The organism is Streptomyces sp. NPDC031210, from assembly GCF_055570395.1.
In genome coordinates, this window is record NZ_JBVIHH010000010.1 from 188,205 (window position 1) to 205,373 (window position 17,169).

Genomic DNA, 17,169 nt, shown 5'->3' on the forward strand with positions numbered 1-17,169 from the left:
CGAGCGTAGGCGCTCGGGAGAAACGACCGGGCCGGCAGGCGAACCGTCCGAACTGGCCGAACCGGCCGAACAGTCCGAACCGTCCGAACCGTTGAAGCCTCCCCGCAGCGAGAGGCAGCGGGAAGGCTTCAACGGTGGCTTCAACGTCGCAATCCGACGGTGGCTTCGACGTCGCAATCCGACGCTGGCTTCGACGTCGGAATCAGGAGTGCCAGCGATTGCGGCCGTCAGAGGCCGGGCCGCAGACCAGAGGGGTGCCGGCGGAGGAGACAGCGACCGCACCGGCGGGGGCGCAGAACGAACCGGGACGCTTGACCGGTCGGCTGCCGCCGCTGTCGCCCGAGCCACCCGAGCCGCCCGAAGACGTGGAGCCTCCGGAACTGTCGGAGCCGTCGTCCTCCCGGTCAGAGGGACTCGGAAGCGGACGCAGCCTGCTGCCCTCCGACCTCGGGCACGAGGTGCCGGGCTCGGCGACCTTGAGAGACGCCGTCCGCTGCTCCGGGTCCTGGATTTCCTCGCCGGCCTCGGGCTCCTGGAAGCACACCTTCCACTCGTCCGGCTCGGCGGGCGGGGCGACATCGGTGTACGCGCCCTCCGCCTCGATGTCGGTGATTCCCCGCTTCTCCACCGACTCCGGCGCCTCGGCGAAGGTCATGCCGACCACGTCCGGCATCTTCGACCAGGGGATCGGGGCGCCGTCCTTGGCCGGGCAGGGAGCCCCGCTCCGGACCACGCCGAAGTCCAGCGTCGGCTTTGCTCCGACTTGCTTCGCCCTCGCCTGGAAGCACACGTGCCAGTTGTCGGCGTCCCACTGTCCGGCGTCGTTCTCGGACGCGTCGTGGGAGACGGCGTCGTAGCCGTCCGTGGCCGCCGCATCCTTGGCTTCCTTGAGGGTCTTCCCTACGTAGCGGGGAGGCCCGCTCCTGCTGGGCGTCGGCGACGCGGCGGCTGACCGCCCCGTGCTGGGCTTCTGCGGCGGTTTGGCCTTCGCGTCATCCTGCGGCGTCTTCGGGTCCGACAGGAGGATCACAAGGAACCAGAGCAGGGAGAGCACGATTGCGATGATCTTCTTCGCCGGGCTCCAGCGCGTGAGCCATGCCAGCACGACCCCGGCGGGCGGGAAGAAGATCAGCAAGAGGATGACTAACGCCGGGTGCTGCCACCAGCGCCGCACAGGCGGCTGCGAGACGTACGGATGTGACGGGTGCAAAGCCGTTCCCTCGGGGAGATTCGAGCGAGACTCGGGGGGTGGCCGACGAGAGTACGCAGCGGCTGGAGGCTTCGCTGCCGAACCGGGGACAACCGTCAGATCTGACCTATGGGGCCCTCGTGCCGGTGAGGCACTGGCGGAGGGTACGAGGTTCGACCTCGTGAGGCGTTGCCCCCAACACGCTTCCCCACTCTGTACGTGGCTCGCCGGGCCACGCACAGAGGAATTCCCCTGCGTCCATGGCCGATAGGCCCATGGCGTGGCCCCTGCTGCGGAGGCTTCCCGAACGGCCGTGAACGTAACTGAATGAGCCGGAAACCGAGACGGGCCCTGCCGTGCTGACTTGGAACGATCCCGTCGGGCTACAGACCGCGAAGCGCCTCGTAGAGATCGCTGTAGGCACTCCAGCAGTCGACACTGCCGTCGTCGTTGAGGCTGCCCATGTACCAGTCCTCGTCGTTGACCGGCTTCACCAGACACAGGTCATGAAACCCCAAGACGATCTCCGGGCGGATCCGTTCATGATCTCCCGGACCGGCCACCCACTCGACGGCACGTTCGATGTCGAGAGGTATGGCCTCCTGATCGCCGGAGACCTTGCGGATCTCGTCAAGGGTCCAGCCTGCGGGTAGTTGCGTGCTTGCCATGACGGGATCGTGGCACCAACTCAGCGCGTCCGGGTGCGGCGGTACTCGCCGAAGCGCGGGCGGGACTTTCCTTCGGCCGGCCACTTCATGTCGAAGCTCGGCATGCACAGGTCCGTCTCGCCCAGTCATGGGTTCAGCTTCCGCGCTGGTGCATGGGCTGGGCGGCGCGCTATCGGGCTCCGAGCGTCCGGCCCCACTAACGATGGGCATCGCAACAGGTCCACCAAGTCGCCTGCGGGCCGACGCACCCTCTGTCTGCCTGACCCTCTGTCTGCCTGACCCTCTGATCAAGCTCCTCCGGAAGCACCGGGAGACCCAGGACCGCGAGCGGCTTGATGACGCTCGTCACACAGTGGGGCCCGTTCTGCTGCTCCTCGGCGTCCCGGACGTCATGATCGACGCGATCGAGGGTCGGGAGCCGGGGAGAGCGGCCCGGGAGCGCGCTCGGTACATGCACAACACGGGCCGGCTCGGGAAGATCGCGCAGCAGAGCCCAGCAGATCGGAGACGCGCTCTGGGCCCCGCCAAGGCCGACTGAGACGAGAGATGAGACGGAGAACCCCGAAGGGCCCCACCGCAAGCGGTGGGGCCCTTCGAATCGTGCCCGGTGAGGCACTGGCGGAGGATACGAGATTCGAACTCGTGAGGGGTTGCCCCCAACACGCTTTCCAAGCGTGCGCCCTAGGCCACTAGGCGAATCCTCCGCCGCAAACAATACAAGACGTTGGGGAGTGCTCGCGAACATGATCCGGGGGAGGGGGGTGGGGCGCGGTTCGGAGGTGGGGTCGGGTCGTTTGTCGGGTGGGGGATCCGCTACTGTGGTGCGCAGCCCCTCACGTGGCGCTATCTGACTGAACTCCCCCAGGGCCGGAAGGCAGCAAGGGTAGGTCGGCTCTGGCGGGTGCGTGGGGGGCGCTTGCGTTCGCGGGCGGGTCGGTTGTCAGTGGGGCCCGATATCGTCGTAAGCGTGTCGTCCCTCGCGCTGTACCGCCGCTACCGACCCGAGACCTTCGCCGAGGTCATCGGGCAAGAGCACGTGACCGATCCGCTCCAGCAGGCCCTGCGGAACAACCGCGTCAACCACGCGTATCTGTTCAGTGGCCCGCGCGGCTGCGGCAAGACGACCAGCGCCCGGATCCTGGCGCGCTGCCTCAACTGTGAGCAAGGTCCCACTCCCACGCCCTGCGGGACGTGCCAGTCGTGCGTGGACCTGGCCAGGAACGGCCGGGGATCGATCGACGTGATCGAGATCGACGCCGCTTCGCACGGTGGTGTCGACGACGCCCGTGAGCTGCGCGAAAAGGCGTTCTTCGGGCCGGCCGGCAGCCGCTACAAGATCTACATCATCGACGAGGCCCACATGGTCACCTCGGCGGGCTTCAACGCCCTGCTGAAGGTCGTCGAGGAGCCGCCGGAGCACCTGAAGTTCATCTTCGCGACGACGGAGCCCGAGAAGGTCATCGGGACGATCCGGTCGCGTACGCACCACTACCCGTTCCGGCTGGTGCCGCCCGGGACGCTGCGGGAGTACCTGGCGGAGGTGTGCGACCGGGAGGCCGCCTCCGTGGAGGACGGGGTGCTGCCGCTGGTGGTGCGCGCCGGGGCCGGGTCGGTGCGTGACTCGATGTCCGTGATGGATCAGTTGCTCGCCGGTGCCGGTGAGGGCGGTGTGACCTATGCCATGGCGACCGCCCTGCTCGGGTACACGGACGGTTCGCTGCTCGATTCCGTCGTCGACGCGTTCGCGGCCGGGGACGGCGCCGCGGCCTTCGAGGTCGTCGACCGGGTGATCGAGGGTGGGAACGACCCGCGGCGGTTCGTCGCTGACCTGCTGGAGCGGCTGCGTGACCTGCTGATTCTGGCGGCGGTGCCGGACGCGGGGGAGAAGGGGCTGATCGACGCCCCGGCCGATGTCGTGGAGCGGATGACGGCGCAGGCGTCCGTCTTCGGTGCGGCGGAGCTGAGCCGGGCCGCCGACCTGGTCAATACGGGCCTGACGGAGATGCGCGGGGCGACCTCGCCGCGGCTGCAGTTGGAGTTGATCTGTGCGCGGGTGCTGCTGCCCGCGGCGTACGACGACGAGCGGTCCGTGCAGGCGCGGCTGGACCGGCTGGAGCGCGGCGCGTCCGCGGCGGCGCTGAGCGGCGGCGTGCCCGCCATGGGCGGCGTGGGGGGTGTGGCGCCGGTCGTCTCTTCCGGGGGTGGACCGGCGGCCGGGTATGTGCCCGGGCCGGAGGCCCATCCGGTGGCGCCTCCGGCCGGGCCGAGCGGTCCGGCGGCCGTACGGGCCGCGGTGCGGGGAGCCGTGGGCGGCGGTGCGGGGGGACCGGCGGCCGGAGCGGCTGGTGCGGGGCCGGCGGGAGTGGCCGGTGCGGGTTCGGCCGGTGCCGGGGCTCCGGGGACGAGTGGGCCGAGTGGGGCGGCGGGGGCGCCCGAGGGTGCCCAGCCCGGTGCGGAACCGCCGCAGCATCAGCGGCCGGTCGACGGTGCGGGAGCGGCGGCGTCGCAGGACGGTGTGCGGGCAGGTGCGCAGGCCGGTCGGTACGGCGCCGAGCATGGCGGTCAGCACGGTGGCCAGGCGGTCGGCGACCAGAGCGGCAGCCAGGCGGCCGGCGACCAGAGTGGTGGCCAGGGGCTCGGTGGCCAGAGTGGTGGCCAGTACGGCGGTCCGCAGGGCGGGGCGCAGGGGTCGGGAGAGGAGCGGGACGGGGGCGCCGCGCGGCCCGGGGCGTGGCCTGGTGGCGCGGGTGGCCGGCCTGGTGGTGCGGCGAGTGGTCCCGCGTCCGGCGGAGGCGCGGGTGCCGGTGCGGCCGGTTCCTCCGGACCGGCCGGTCCCTCCGGTGGCGAAGGCGCGCCCGCGCGGCCCGGGGCGTGGCCGGGCGCCGGTGGCGGTGTCGGTGGAGGCAGCGGTACGGGCGGCAGCGCCACCGGCCCGGGTGGCAGCGGCACCGGTGGCGGGCGGCAGCCCGGAGGCTGGCCCTCCGCCGTCGCGCCGGGGCAGGGCGGCCAAGGGGCTCAGGGTGGCCAGGGAGCGCCGGGCGCCCAGGGTGGGGCGCCGGCCGCTCCCACGGGGCCCGTACAGGCCGGGCCGCCGCCGCAGGGCGGAGCGGCGCCCGGAATGGCGCAGGGGGCCGCGCAGGTGCGGCAGCTATGGCCGGAGATCCTTGACGCCGTCAAGAGCCGCCGACGTTTCACGTGGATCCTGCTGAGCCAGAACGCCCAGGTCTCCGGATTCGACGGCACGACCCTGCAGATCGGCTTCCCCAACGCCGGTGCGCGCGACAGCTTCGCCAACGGCGGGAGCGAGGACGTCCTCAAGGACGTGCTCGCCGAGAAGTTCCAGGTGCAGTGGCGGGTCGAGGCGATCGTCGACCCATCGGGCGGCGCCAACCCGCCGTCGGGCGGGGCGCCCCGCAGCGGCGGTGGCGGCTACGGCGGGCCCGGTGGTGGCTACGGCGGCGGAGCGCCCGCCTCGCAGCAGTCGGGGCCGCAGCACACCGCGCCGCAGCAGTCCCAGCAGCCGCAGCCGCCGCAGCAGGGTTCGCCGGGCGCGGCGGACGCGCCCGGTGGGCAGTACGGACAGGGCGGCGCACCCGGTGGCGGTGGCCAGGGTGCGCGGCGGGCGCGGGAGGCCGTGTCCTCGTCGGTGTCCGGCGGCGGGCGGGGCGCCTCCGGGCCGGCCGAGCCTTCGTACACCCCGCCGGAGCCCCCGCCGATGTCGATCGAGTACGACATGCCGGCCGAGGACGACCCCGATCTCGTCGACTCCGCGCTCAGCGGCCACGACCTGATCGTCCGCGAACTGGGCGCCACGGTGGTGGAGGAGTACAACAACAACGACTAGCGCGGCACCGCGCGGGGGCCGGGAAATCGCCCCGCCGCGCGGCCGCGGGGGCACATCCGTGCTCCTTCGTACGGCGTAGGGCGCGCGGCCCCCGAAACACGTAGGCTCGGGCTATCGCACCAATCGTTGTCGTACGGCAGGAGTCACGTCGTGATCCCCGGTGGTCAGCCCAATATGCAGCAGCTCCTCCAGCAGGCCCAGAAGATGCAGCAGGATCTCGCGGCCGCCCAGCAGGAGCTGGCGGAGACACCCGTCGAGGGTTCCGCCGGCGGCGGTCTGGTCAAGGCGACGGTGACCGGTTCCGGTGAGTTGCAGGGCCTGGTCATCGACCCCAAGGCGATCGACCCCGAGGCCGGTTCCGCGGAGGAGACGGCCGAGACGATCGCCGACCTGGTCCTCGCCGCCGTGCGGGACGCGAACGCCAGTGCCCAGCAGTTGCAGCAGCAGAAGCTCGGCCCGCTCGCCCAGGGGCTGGGCAGCGGGGGAATCCCAGGTCTCCCCTTCTGAGGAGTAGCCAACTAGCGTACGTAGTACGGCAGAAGAGAGAGAAGACGTTCCGTGTATGAAGGCGTGGTTCAGGATCTGATCGACGAGCTGGGCAGGCTGCCCGGCGTCGGTCCCAAGAGCGCGCAGCGGATCGCCTTCCACATTCTTCAGGCCGAACCGACCGACGTCCGCCGGCTCGCGAGCGCGCTGATGGAGGTCAAGGCCAAGGTCCGCTTCTGCAGCGTGTGCGGCAACGTCGCGCAGGAGGAGCAGTGCCGGGTCTGCCTGGATCCGCGTCGCGACCGGTCGGTCATCTGCGTCGTGGAGGAGCCCAAGGACGTCGTGGCGATCGAGCGGACGCGTGAGTTCCGCGGTCGCTACCACGTCCTGGGCGGGGCGATCAGCCCGATCGAGGGCGTCGGCCCCGATGATCTTCGGATACGGGAACTGCTGGCCAGGCTCGCGGACGGCACCGTCACCGAGCTGATCCTGGCGACCGACCCGAATCTGGAGGGCGAGGCCACGGCCACGTACCTCGCCCGGATGATCAAGCCCATGGGGCTGCGAGTGACTCGACTGGCCAGCGGGCTGCCGGTCGGAGGCGACCTGGAGTATGCCGACGAGGTCACGCTCGGGCGGGCCTTCGAAGGGAGGAGACTTCTCGATGTCTGATGCCACGCTGCACAACGCGACGCAGGATCCGGACGACTTCGCCGTACAGATCTCCGATTCGATCGAGAGCTTCATCGTCGCCGTGACGGAGGTCGCCAAGGGCGACGAACCGGACAGCGCGGTGCCGTTCCTGCTGCTGGAGGTCTCCCAGCTCCTGCTCACGGGCGGCCGCCTGGGCGCCCACGAGGACATCGTCCCCGACGAGCGCTACGAGCCGGACACCGGTCCGGAGCCGGACGTGGACGACCTGCGCGAGCGGTTCGCGACGCTGCTCGACCCGGTGGATGTGTACTCCGAGGTCTTCGACCCGTACGTGCCGCGCAGAGAGCCGGTGCCCTGCCGGGTCTCCGACGACCTCGCCGACATCATCACCGACCTGCGGCACGGCCTCGCCCACTACCGGGCGGGCCGGATCAGCGAGGCCCTGTGGTGGTGGCAGTTCTCCTACCTCTCCAACTGGGGCCCGACCGCCTCGGCCGCGCTGCGCGCCCTGCAGTCGCTGGTGGCCCACGTACGCCTCGACCAGCCGCTGGACGCCCTGGACGGCCTCGACACCGACAGCGACGCCGACGCTGACGAGGAACGGCTCGCGGAGGAGGCCGGCAAGGTCATGGCGGCGGAGATCGCGGGGCCGCTGGGGCTGCGGCGGGTGTGAGGCGCGGCCCTGCGGGTGTGAGGCGCGGCCGTGCGGGGCACTTGGGGGCCGTCCGGGGGTGCCGCTCGGAGGCTGTGCCAGGGACCGTCCGGTTGGGCGTTTGAGGCTGCCCGGAGGCCGTGCCGGGTGGGTAACAGCCGTGTGACCTGGGTTACGTTCCTGTGTGCACCGCGTGGAAGCGGGCATGTGCCACGCCGAGCAGGCGCGACGATGCGCCGTGCGGAACCGCCGCGAGACACGGCGTGCAGGCCGGTGAGGCCGAGGGATCAGTGACCTCCTCGGTGGCACGATCACCGGTGATCACCGGTGATCACCGCGCTGATCACAGCGGATCACGTCCGTGATCAGTGCGTGAGTCACGTGTCTCAGGATGTGGTATCCGTGGGGCGGGTTCCGCTCGCTCGGTAGACTGAGCCGACCGCAGTACCCCCATTTCCGGGGGTCCGGGAGGAAACTCCCGATGAGACAGTTGCGAGGAGCGCACGTGGGCCTTGTCGTGCAGAAGTACGGCGGCTCATCCGTTGCGGATGCCGAGGGCATCAAGCGCGTTGCCAAGCGAGTCGTCGAAGCCAAGAAGAACGGCCACCAAGTGGTCGTCGTGGTTTCGGCGATGGGCGACACGACGGACGAGCTGATCGATCTCGCTCAGGAAGTGTCCCCGATTCCGTCGGGGCGCGAGTTCGACATGCTGCTGACCGCCGGAGAGCGGATCTCCATGGCCCTGTTGGCGATGGCGATCAAAAACCTCGGCCATGAGGCGCAGTCCTTCACCGGCAGCCAGGCCGGCGTCATCACCGACTCCGTGCACAACAAGGCACGGATCATCGATGTCACGCCCGGCCGTATCAAGAGCTCGGTCGACGAGGGCAACATCGCCATCGTCGCCGGTTTCCAGGGCGTGTCCCAGGACAAGAAGGACATCACCACGCTCGGGCGTGGTGGCTCGGACACCACCGCCGTCGCACTGGCGGCCGCGCTGGACGCCGAGGTCTGTGAGATCTACACCGATGTGGACGGTGTCTTCACCGCCGACCCGCGGGTCGTGAAGAAGGCCCGGAAGATCGACTGGATCTCCTTCGAGGACATGCTGGAGCTGGCCAGCTCCGGATCAAAGGTGCTGCTGCACCGCTGTGTCGAGTACGCACGTCGTTACAACATCCCGATCCACGTCCGCTCCTCCTTCTCCGGGCTCAGGGGCACATGGGTCAGCAACGAACCGCAAGGGGACCAGCCGATGGAGCAGGCAATCATCTCGGGCGTCGCACACGACACCTCCGAGGCGAAGGTCACGGTCGTCGGAGTTCCCGACAAGCCGGGCGAGGCCGCGCGCATCTTCCGGGCGATCGCGGACTCCGAGGTCAACATCGACATGGTCGTCCAGAACGTGTCGGCCGCGTCCACGGGCCTGACCGACATCTCGTTCACGCTGCCCAAGGACGAGGGCCGCAAGGCCGTCGCCGCCCTGGAGAAGACCCGCGCGGCGGTCGGCTTCGAATCGCTGCGCTACGACGACCAGATCGCCAAGATCTCGCTTGTCGGCGCGGGGATGAAGACCAACCCGGGCGTGACGGCGACCTTCTTCGAAGCCCTGTCGAACGCCGGCGTGAACATCGAGCTCATCTCGACCTCCGAGATCCGCATCTCGGTCGTCACCCGGGCCGATGACGTCAACGAAGCCGTGCAGGCCGTGCACAGCGCCTTCGGTCTCGACAGCGAGACCGACGAGGCCGTCGTCTATGGCGGCACCGGACGATGATTCCGGCCGAGGCGGGCCGTCCGTCCCACGCCGTCACCATGAGGGCGGACGCCCGCCCGGCCCGTAAGCCGCATCTCGCCGTCGTCGGCGCCACCGGCGCCGTCGGCTCGGTCCTGCTCCAGATCCTCTCGGAGCGGGCCGACATCTGGGGCGAGATCCGGCTGATCGCCTCTCCCCGCTCGGCCGGCCGCAAGCTGACCGTCCGGGGCGAGGAAGTGGAGGTCGTCGCACTGAGCGAGGACGCCTTCGAAGGCATCGACGTCGCGATGTTCGACGTGCCGGACGAGGTCTCCGCGCAGTGGGCGCCGGCCGCCGTGTCCAAGGGCGCGGTGGTGGTCGACAACTCGGGCACGTTCCGGATGGATCCGGACGTGCCCCTTGTCGTGCCCGAGGTCAACGCGCACGCGGCGCGGGTGCGCCCGCGCGGCATCATCTCCAACCCGAACTGCACGACGCTGTCGATGATCGTCGCGCTCGGCGCCCTGCACGCCGAATACGGCCTGAGCGAGCTGATCGTCTCCTCCTACCAGGCCGCCTCGGGCGCGGGGAAGGCCGGCGTCGACACGCTGCGTGCGCAGTTGTCCGCCGTATCCGGTACGGAGCTGGGGACGACACCCGGCGATGTGCGGCGGGCCGTCGGCGACACGCTCGGACCGTTCCCGGCGCCGGTCGCGCTGAACGTCGTGCCGTGGGCCGGCACGCTCCAGGAGGACGGCTGGTCCTCCGAAGAACTCAAGGTCCGCAACGAATCCCGCAAGATCCTCGGGCTGCCCGGCCTGAGGGTCACCGCGACGTGTGTCCGGGTGCCGGTGATCACCACGCATTCGCTGGCCGTGCACGCGCGCTTCGAGAACGAGGTCACGGTCGCCGGCGCGCACGAGATCCTGGCCGCGGCCCCCGGCGTCGTCCTCAGCGACGACCCGGCCCACGGGGAGTACCCGACCCCGTCCGATGTCGTCGGGACGGACCCCACCTGGGTCGGGCGGGTCCGGCGCTCGCTGGACGACCCGCGGGCGCTGGAGCTCTTCGTGTGCGGGGACAATCTGCGCAAGGGAGCGGCTTTGAACACGGCGCAGATCGGTGAGTTGGTGGCGGGGGAGTTCGGCGACAGGGGCTAGCTAGCTAGCTAGGCGATGGGGCTGCGGGGCCGCGGGTCGGCGGTCTGCGGGTCTACGGCTCTATGGGTCTAGGGTCGGCGGTCTGCGGCTCTATGGGTCTATCGGGCTATGGGTCTTCTACGTATCTGCGGGCCTAGGGGGCCTGGGGCGTCGGGGAGGTCGGGGGGCGGTCCGAGTGCGGCGCGGTGGGGGCTCTAAGTGCCGTCGCTCTAGGGGAGTTGGCGGGATTGGTCGTCGCGGAGGGGACCGCGTAGGAGATACTTTGTGGGTCGTGTGAAGATCCTGTGAGCGAATTGTTGGCCCCGGCCACTTGATCTGGGCTGACGGTGTGTTCGATCATTCGCTCCCCGCCACACTGCAACCGGCAGTTGGCGGGGAGCGTCTTTGTGGCCGCCCCCAAGGGTGGCCCGGGGATGCCCGAGGCCGCTTCGGGGGTCTCGGGTATCGGGGCGAATGCGTCGGGACAAATGGTGCATTGAGGAAGAGCTGGTACGCATGAGGGCATTGGATGCATCGTCAAAAGCGGTGCCTTGCGCGTACAACCCTTACAGGGGGAAGCGTGTCCAACAAGCGTGGCAGAGGTACTCGGATTCACCATCGCCCCAGCGGGCACAGCAGGCGCGGCAGTGCGCCCGCCGCGGCCCCGCACGTCCGGGGGCATGCCAGTGATCGCCCCTTGGTCCGCCGCGCGCCCCGCGCAGATTCCTTCTCAGCGTGGGGACACTGACGACGCGATGGCAGCGGGCACAACAGTCGACCACCTCACCGAGACATACCGCGCGCACTACCGCTCCCTCCTCGGCCTGGCCGCACTCCTCCTCGACGACACCGCCTCCTGCGAGGACGTCGTCCAAGAAGCCTTCATCCGCGTGCACTCCGCCCGCGGGAGAGTGCGCGACCCCGAGAAGACGCTCGCCTACCTGCGGCAGACCGTCGTCAACCTCTCGCGCTCCGCGCTGCGCCGCCGCATCCTCGGACTGAAGCTGCTGTCCAAGCCGATGCCCGACATGGCGAGCGCCGAGGAGGGCGCGTACGACCTGCTGGAGCGGGACCAGTTGATCCAGGCGATGCGCGGTCTCCAGCGCAGGCAGCGCGAGGTGCTGGTGCTGCGTTACTTCGCCGACATGACCGAGGCGCAGGTCGCCGAGACGCTGGGCATATCGCTCGGCTCGGTCAAGGCGTACGGGTCGCGGGGCATCGCGGCGCTCCGCGTCGCGATGGAGGCTCCAGCATGAGTGGCAAGACGTTCGGCCTTCATGGGGCGTTTGAGGCGCATGGGTTGTGTGGGTCCTCTGGGTCTTCTGGATCCCCTGGGTTCCTTGGGTCCTCTGGGTCCTACGAGCCGGGCAGGGTGCGTGGGTCGGGCCGGCTGAATGGGGCGCAGGGGCTGTCAGGGCCGCGCAGTCTGGGTGGTCTGCGGGGGCAGGCGCTCCGGGAAGAATCGTTTGAGCCGCGGGGGGCGTGGACGGCTCGGGGGGCTGTGGCCGCTCGCGACGCGGTGGCCGAGGGTGACGAGGTGGCCGCTCGGGAGGGTCGTGAGGCTGGTGAGGTTCATGGCTCTCACGGTTTCCAGGGTGCTCAGGGCGGCCAGGGCGACCAAGGTGGCCAAGGCGTCCACGGGGCTGGTGTGGGTCATGGAGCTGCTGAGGGGCGGACTCGGGGGCGCCGCGGGGGCTCTGGGACTGACGAGGCCGGCCCGGCTGGTGAGGGCCGGGGCCTGGGCGATCGATCTGGCTCCGGTGGCCCGAGTGACGTAAACGACGTAAGTGACGTGAGTGGTGTGGAGAGTCCTGGCGGCCTCGGTGATTCCAGAGGCGAGCGTGGCGCGGGCGACGCCGAGGGCGCCGGTGGGGCGCCCGGTGACCGTACCGAACCAGGCGACCGTAGCCGGACCGAGAACCGTACCCAGCAAGAGGACCACATCCGTACCGAGCAAGAGGACCGCATCGAGCACTCCGGCAGGGACGACGAGCACGCCGATGGCGACGCGGAACACGCCGGCCGGGACGACGAGCACGCCACCGACGGCGATGAGCACAGCGGCCGGGACGACACCCGAGGACGCGCCGGCTTCGGCGACAGCGCCGAGGACGCCTTCATGGCCAGATTCGGCGCCAGGTCCCATTCCGCTGCCCCCAACGGTGGCGGTTCGGGCAGCGACGACGGAAACGACGGCGACGACGGCCACGCCCACGCGAGCGGCGGCGGCCTCGGCGGCGAGAACGAACTGAGGCGGCTCCTCCAGTCCCGCGTCGGCAACCTCGAACCCTCGCCCGACGCGCTGGACCAACTGCGCCGCGCCGTGCCCGCCCGCCGTCAGCGCCGTCGGCACGTCGTCGTGGGCGCGGCCGCCGCGCTGCTGCTCGGCGGTACGTCGATTCCGGCCATGGTCCACGTCGCGAACCTCAACGACGCCTCCGAAGACCGGCCCGCCAACGCCGCGAGCAGCCAGCGCGCCCAGGGCGGCACGAACGGCCGGCACGGCGAGGGCACCGAGCACGCCGGCCCGCAGCCCACCGGCAAGGACGGCCGGAAGGCCGGCGAGACGGAGCCCGGCGGCAAGGGCAAAGCCACGGAGAAGAACGGCGCGGGCCACGGCGCGGGCGCGGGCACCCCCGCCCCCGACGAGACCATGGACGTCACCTCCCCGGTCTGCGGACGCGAACAACTGGGCCAGGGCACCGGCTCGGCCGGCCCGGCGGACTCCGAGGGACGCGTCTACGGCGCGTTCCGGGTGGTCAACACCTCCACCACCGCCTGCTCCGTCGAGGGCGGCGGCACCGTCGGCCTGATCGCACAGGGCTCCACGAGCCCCGACCGCATCCACGTCGTCGACCACACCTCCGGCGACGCCGCGACCGGCCTGCCGGACCCCGCCACCACCCCTGACCAGCTCATTCTCAAGCCGGGCGAGGCGTACGAAGTGAAGTTCGCCTGGATCCCGGAAGCCGGCGGCGGCACCACCGGCTGCGTCAACCCCGGCCCCTCGCCGACTCCCGACGCGTCGACCGCGCCGGACGGCTCCCCCGACTCGGCGACCACGTCAGCGGGCGAGAGCGGCGGCCAGGCGGGCGGTGACGGTGGCGGCGGTGACGGCGGCGGAGCGGCGTCCGGCGGCGTCGTACTCAGCCATACGCCGGAGGCCGGCGAGCCCACGGCAGCCGACACCAAGATCGCGGACGCCTGCGCGGGAACGGTCTACCGCACCGAGGCCCTGGCGGCGAGCTGACACCGGGCGGCTGAGGCCGGGTGACTGAAGACGGGCGGCTGGAGCTGGGCGGCTGGAGCTGGGCGCCGGGTGACTGAAGTCGGGCGGCTGACGCTTGGCAGTCAACGGGTGCGGGTCCAGGGGGGCGGCGAGTCGGCGTGGCGACGGCCACCGGGCCGCGTCTCGGCTGCTGGCGGAACGTGCTCGCCCGCCCGCCTTTCCTCCTGCCCTTGCCTGTCGCGTACGGAAGGCGTCCCCGCTGCGTACGGAACCGCGTCGTCGCTGCGTAGGGAACCGCGTACGGAACGGTGTGCACGCCGTGTACGGAACGGTGTCGCGTCGTGGAGGGGGCGGTGCGGGCCCGCCGTTCCGGCCCCGTACCGTGGTGGTGTGTACCGGTTCCTGCTGACCCCGCGGTGGTGGGGGATCAACGTCTTCGCCGCACTGGCGATTCCCTTCTGCGTCTTCATGGGTAGCTGGCAGATGGGCCGCTTCGAGGACCGCGTCGACTCGCACCATCAGCAGGAGAACCGCTCCGCCGACGCCAAGACGGCGGCCGCCCGCCCCCTGGAGCGCCTGCTCCCGGTCGACAAGATCACTTCCGGCCGCCAGGCCGCCGCCCGAGGCCACTACGACACCGGACACCAACTGCTCGTCCCCGGCCGCACGTTGGACGACAAGCAGGGCGAGAAGCAGGGCTTCTACGTCCTGAACCTGCTGCGTACCGACAGCGGCAAGGCCCTCCCGGTCGTACGGGGCTGGCTGCCCGGCGACCCGGACTCCAAGGCCGACACGGCGAAGGTCCCGGCCCCGCCCAAGGGCGAGGTCACGGTCACCGGCGCCCTACAGGCTTCCGAGAACCAGGGCACCGACGGCGTACACGCCGACGGCGGACTGCCGCGCGGCCAGCTCGGCATGATCAGCGCGGCGTCGCTGGTCAACATCGTGCCGTACGAGGTCTACGACGCCTGGATCACCGTCACCGATGCCCAGGCCCCGCTCCGCGCCGTACCCCCGGCCGCCGCCGAGGGCAGCGGACTGGACCTCAAGGCGTTCCAGAACCTCGGCTACACCGGCGAGTGGTTCGTCTTCGCCGGCTTTGTCGTCTTCATGTGGTTCCGCCTCTTCCGCCGCGACGCCGAAGCGGCCAGGGACGCGGCGCTGGGCATCTGGGCGGAGGAGGGGGCGACGGTGGCTGGCGCAGCCGCCGATGCCCCTGCAGCCGGTGCCGGAGCCGGTGCCGGAGCCGGTGCCGGAGCTGGTGCCGGAGTCAGAGCCGGAGCTGGTGCCGGAGCCGGAGCCGGTGCCGGAGCCGGAGCCGGTGCCGCCGACGCTGCCGTTTCCGCTGTCGCAGATGCCGGAGTGGGTCCCGACGCGAGTGCGGGCGACCGGCCGACCGCGATTGTCGCCGAGGCCCCCGCCGCCGAAACGCCGGCAACCGGCGACGAGAGCGAGCCTGCGAGCCGGAGCTGAACCGAGCGGCGCCGAGCGGCGCCGAGCCGGGCGGCCCTGACGCGTCAGGGCCGGCTTTCGCGAGAGGGCGGGCTCACGTGTAAGGGTCGGCTCGCTCGGGAGATTCGGTCGACGGGGGAGGGCCGGCCGACTCTCAGCCGACACACCGCCCCATCTGCCCCATCTGCCGCACCACCCCCGGGGGGCCCTCCCCCCCCGCCCCTCCCCCCCCGCCCCTCCCCCCCCGGCCCGTTCTCCGTCAGGTTCTGGCGCCCCTGCCCCCTCCGTCCCCACCCACGTACCGCTGAGCGAATTCCAGTTCCAGGCGGACCTGCTTGATGCGTTCCTCCACGACGAGGGAGCCGTGCCCGGCGTCGTAGCGGTAGACCTCGTGCGGGTGGCCGCGCTGCTCCAGGCGCTGGACATAGTTCTCCACCTGCCGGATGGGGCAGCGTGGGTCGTTGACGCCCGCGGAGATGTAGACGGGCGCCCGCACCGCGTCCACGTACGTCAGTGGCGACGACGCCGCGAACCGTTCCGGGACCTCCTCCGGCGTTCCGCCCAGCAGCGTGCGGTCCATCGCCTTGAGGGCTTCCATCTCGTCGTTGTACGCCGTGACGTAGTCCGCGACCGGCACCGCCGCCAGGCCCACAGCCCAGGCGTCCGGCTGCATACCGAGCCCCAGCAGCGTCAGATAGCCGCCCCACGAGCCGCCCGCCAGCACGAGCTGTTCCGGGTCGGCGAGCCCGGACGAGACCGCCCACTCGCGGACCGCGGCGATGTCCTCCAGCTCGATCGGCCCGACGCGGTGCTTGAGCGCGTCCGTCCACGCGCGGCCATAGCCCGTCGAGCCCCGGTAGTTGACGCGGACGACCGCGAAGCCGTGGTCCACCCAGGCGGCCGGCGAGGAGGCGAACGCGTCACTGTCATGCCAGGTCGGGCCGCCGTGGATGTCGAAGACCGTCGGGAAGGGACCCTCCCCGGCGGGCTTCTGCACCAGCGCGTGGATACGGCCGCCGGGCCCCTCCACCCAGGTGTCCGTCACCGGCACCGAACCGGGCGCCTTCATGCCAGGCGGGTCCAGCACGACCTTGCCGCTCGTCGACCGCACCTCCGGCGGCTGCGCGGCCGAGGACCACAAGAACTCCACCGCCCCGTCGGGCCGTGCCGTCGCCCCCGAGACCGTCCCGGCCGGGGTCTCCACCCGGGTCATCACCGGGCCGGCGTCCGTGGCGACCGCCTCCCCGTCGGCATCGCCGTCACCCGAACCCGAAGCGCCCAGTTCGTACCGCCACAGCTCGCTGCGCGCCTGATACTCGTGTTCCACCAGCAGCGCCGACCCGTCCGGATACCAGTCCGCTCCCACATCGCCGGGCAGGTCGATCCGCAGGGCCGTCTCCACGCCCGTCAGCGGATCCCAGATCATCGGTTCCCAGCGTCCCCGCCGCTGGTGTCCGACCAGCAGCCGGGCGTCCCCGTCCACCGGCGCGAAGCCCATCACCGACAGGCCCAGCTCCTCGGTCCCGCCGTTGGTGTCGTCCAGCTCGGCGACGGTCGAGCCGTCGGCGCGCACGACGCGGATCGCGGAGTGCATGGCGTCGCCGTGCTCGGTGTGCTCGATGGCGATCAGCGAACCGTCATGGGAGAGGTCGCCCACACCGGCCGACTCGCGGTGGCGGTAGATCTCCACCGGAGCTTCCCCGGGCCGTACCACATGGACCGTCGAACCCTCCTCGTCCGTGGATCGCCCGACGACCGCGGTGCCGTCCCGGCCGATCGCCAGGCCGCCCGGATACGAGGCGGCGAGCCCCGGGGTGGCCGGCTCGTCCGCGCCGCCCCCGAACGGCTGCCGCATCCAGACGCCGAATTCGTCCCCGTCGGTGTCCGAGAACCACCAGATCCACTCGCCGTCCGGCGAGAGGGTGCCGTCCGTGGTGCCGTTCGGCCGGTCCGTGGCCTGACGCTGCGCGCCGGTCGCCCGGTCCCAGGCGTAGAGCTCAAAGGTGCCGGTGGCGTTCGAGACGAACAGGGAACGGTCCGGGGCGTCCTCGGCCCAGTCCGGCAGCCCGATCCGCGGCGCCCGGAATCGCTTCTCCCAGTCCGGCATCTCGGCACCCGCAC

Annotated in this window: 13 protein-coding genes, 1 tRNA gene and 1 other RNA gene; 10 read left to right on the forward strand and 5 right to left on the reverse strand. The window is 71.2% G+C overall.

Annotated features, from left to right (window positions below; genetic code table 11):
* Positions 1-202 precede the first annotated feature (202 nt).
* From ACZ45Z_RS20090 to ACZ45Z_RS20100, 3 genes are all read right to left on the reverse strand, one after another.
* Positions 203-1,135: a PASTA domain-containing protein gene (locus ACZ45Z_RS20090; protein WP_468363936.1), complete on the reverse strand. Its 933-nt coding sequence runs from the start codon at positions 1,133-1,135 to the stop codon at positions 203-205.
* A gap of 437 nt (positions 1,136-1,572) precedes the next feature.
* Positions 1,573-1,857, reverse strand: coding sequence for a hypothetical protein (locus ACZ45Z_RS20095; RefSeq protein WP_468363938.1), 285 nt, complete (start codon positions 1,855-1,857; stop codon positions 1,573-1,575).
* Between the two features lie 616 nt (positions 1,858-2,473).
* Positions 2,474-2,561: transfer RNA gene (locus ACZ45Z_RS20100), tRNA-Ser, on the reverse strand.
* 120 nt (positions 2,562-2,681) lie between these two features.
* Here ACZ45Z_RS20100 and ffs point away from each other — a divergent pair.
* From ffs to ACZ45Z_RS20140, 8 genes are all read left to right on the forward strand, one after another.
* Positions 2,682-2,780, forward strand: an RNA gene (gene ffs, locus ACZ45Z_RS20105) — signal recognition particle sRNA small type.
* A 44-nt stretch (positions 2,781-2,824) separates the two neighbouring features.
* Complete coding sequence (locus tag ACZ45Z_RS20110) at positions 2,825-5,701, forward strand: DNA polymerase III subunit gamma and tau (RefSeq protein ID WP_468363940.1); 2,877 nt, start codon at positions 2,825-2,827, stop codon at positions 5,699-5,701.
* 150 nt (positions 5,702-5,851) lie between these two features.
* On the forward strand, positions 5,852-6,208 hold the full coding sequence (locus tag ACZ45Z_RS20115) for a YbaB/EbfC family nucleoid-associated protein (protein ID WP_468363943.1): 357 nt from the start codon (positions 5,852-5,854) through the stop codon (positions 6,206-6,208).
* Between the two features lie 51 nt (positions 6,209-6,259).
* Entirely contained in the window at positions 6,260-6,859 is a 600-nt protein-coding gene (gene recR, locus ACZ45Z_RS20120) for a recombination mediator RecR (protein WP_468363946.1), read from the forward strand.
* On the forward strand, positions 6,852-7,514 hold the full coding sequence (locus ACZ45Z_RS20125) for a DUF5063 domain-containing protein (protein ID WP_468363949.1): 663 nt from the start codon (positions 6,852-6,854) through the stop codon (positions 7,512-7,514). Before recR ends, ACZ45Z_RS20125 begins: the two co-directional genes overlap by 8 nt.
* Positions 7,515-7,998: 484 nt before the next feature.
* Entirely contained in the window at positions 7,999-9,270 is a 1,272-nt protein-coding gene (locus tag ACZ45Z_RS20130) for an aspartate kinase (RefSeq protein WP_468363951.1), read from the forward strand.
* Positions 9,271-9,308: 38 nt separating this feature from the next.
* Entirely contained in the window at positions 9,309-10,388 is a 1,080-nt protein-coding gene (locus ACZ45Z_RS20135) for an aspartate-semialdehyde dehydrogenase (protein WP_468363955.1), read from the forward strand.
* Between the two features lie 572 nt (positions 10,389-10,960).
* Positions 10,961-11,623, forward strand: coding sequence for a SigE family RNA polymerase sigma factor (locus ACZ45Z_RS20140; RefSeq protein ID WP_468363958.1), 663 nt, complete (start codon positions 10,961-10,963; stop codon positions 11,621-11,623).
* 155 nt (positions 11,624-11,778) lie between these two features.
* Here the strand turns inward: ACZ45Z_RS20140 and ACZ45Z_RS20145 are convergent, their stop codons facing one another.
* Complete coding sequence (locus tag ACZ45Z_RS20145; RefSeq protein ID WP_468363960.1) at positions 11,779-12,024, reverse strand: hypothetical protein; 246 nt, start codon at positions 12,022-12,024, stop codon at positions 11,779-11,781.
* Positions 12,025-12,159: 135 nt separating this feature from the next.
* On the opposite strand from ACZ45Z_RS20145, the gene ACZ45Z_RS20150 reads away from it, so the two are divergent.
* Together ACZ45Z_RS20150 and ACZ45Z_RS20155 are read left to right on the forward strand one after the other, a co-directional pair.
* On the forward strand, positions 12,160-13,617 hold the full coding sequence (locus ACZ45Z_RS20150) for a hypothetical protein (RefSeq protein WP_468363963.1): 1,458 nt from the start codon (positions 12,160-12,162) through the stop codon (positions 13,615-13,617).
* A gap of 369 nt (positions 13,618-13,986) precedes the next feature.
* Positions 13,987-15,069 carry an SURF1 family protein gene (locus ACZ45Z_RS20155; protein WP_468363965.1) on the forward strand — a complete coding sequence of 361 codons (1,083 nt, stop codon included), beginning with the start codon at positions 13,987-13,989 and terminating at the stop codon, positions 15,067-15,069.
* Positions 15,070-15,307: 238 nt separating this feature from the next.
* Here ACZ45Z_RS20155 and ACZ45Z_RS20160 read toward each other — a convergent pair whose 3' ends face one another.
* Positions 15,308-17,155 (reverse strand): S9 family peptidase, encoded by a 1,848-nt coding sequence (locus ACZ45Z_RS20160; RefSeq protein ID WP_468364194.1) that lies wholly within the window; start codon positions 17,153-17,155, stop codon positions 15,308-15,310.
* Positions 17,156-17,169 lie beyond the last annotated feature (14 nt).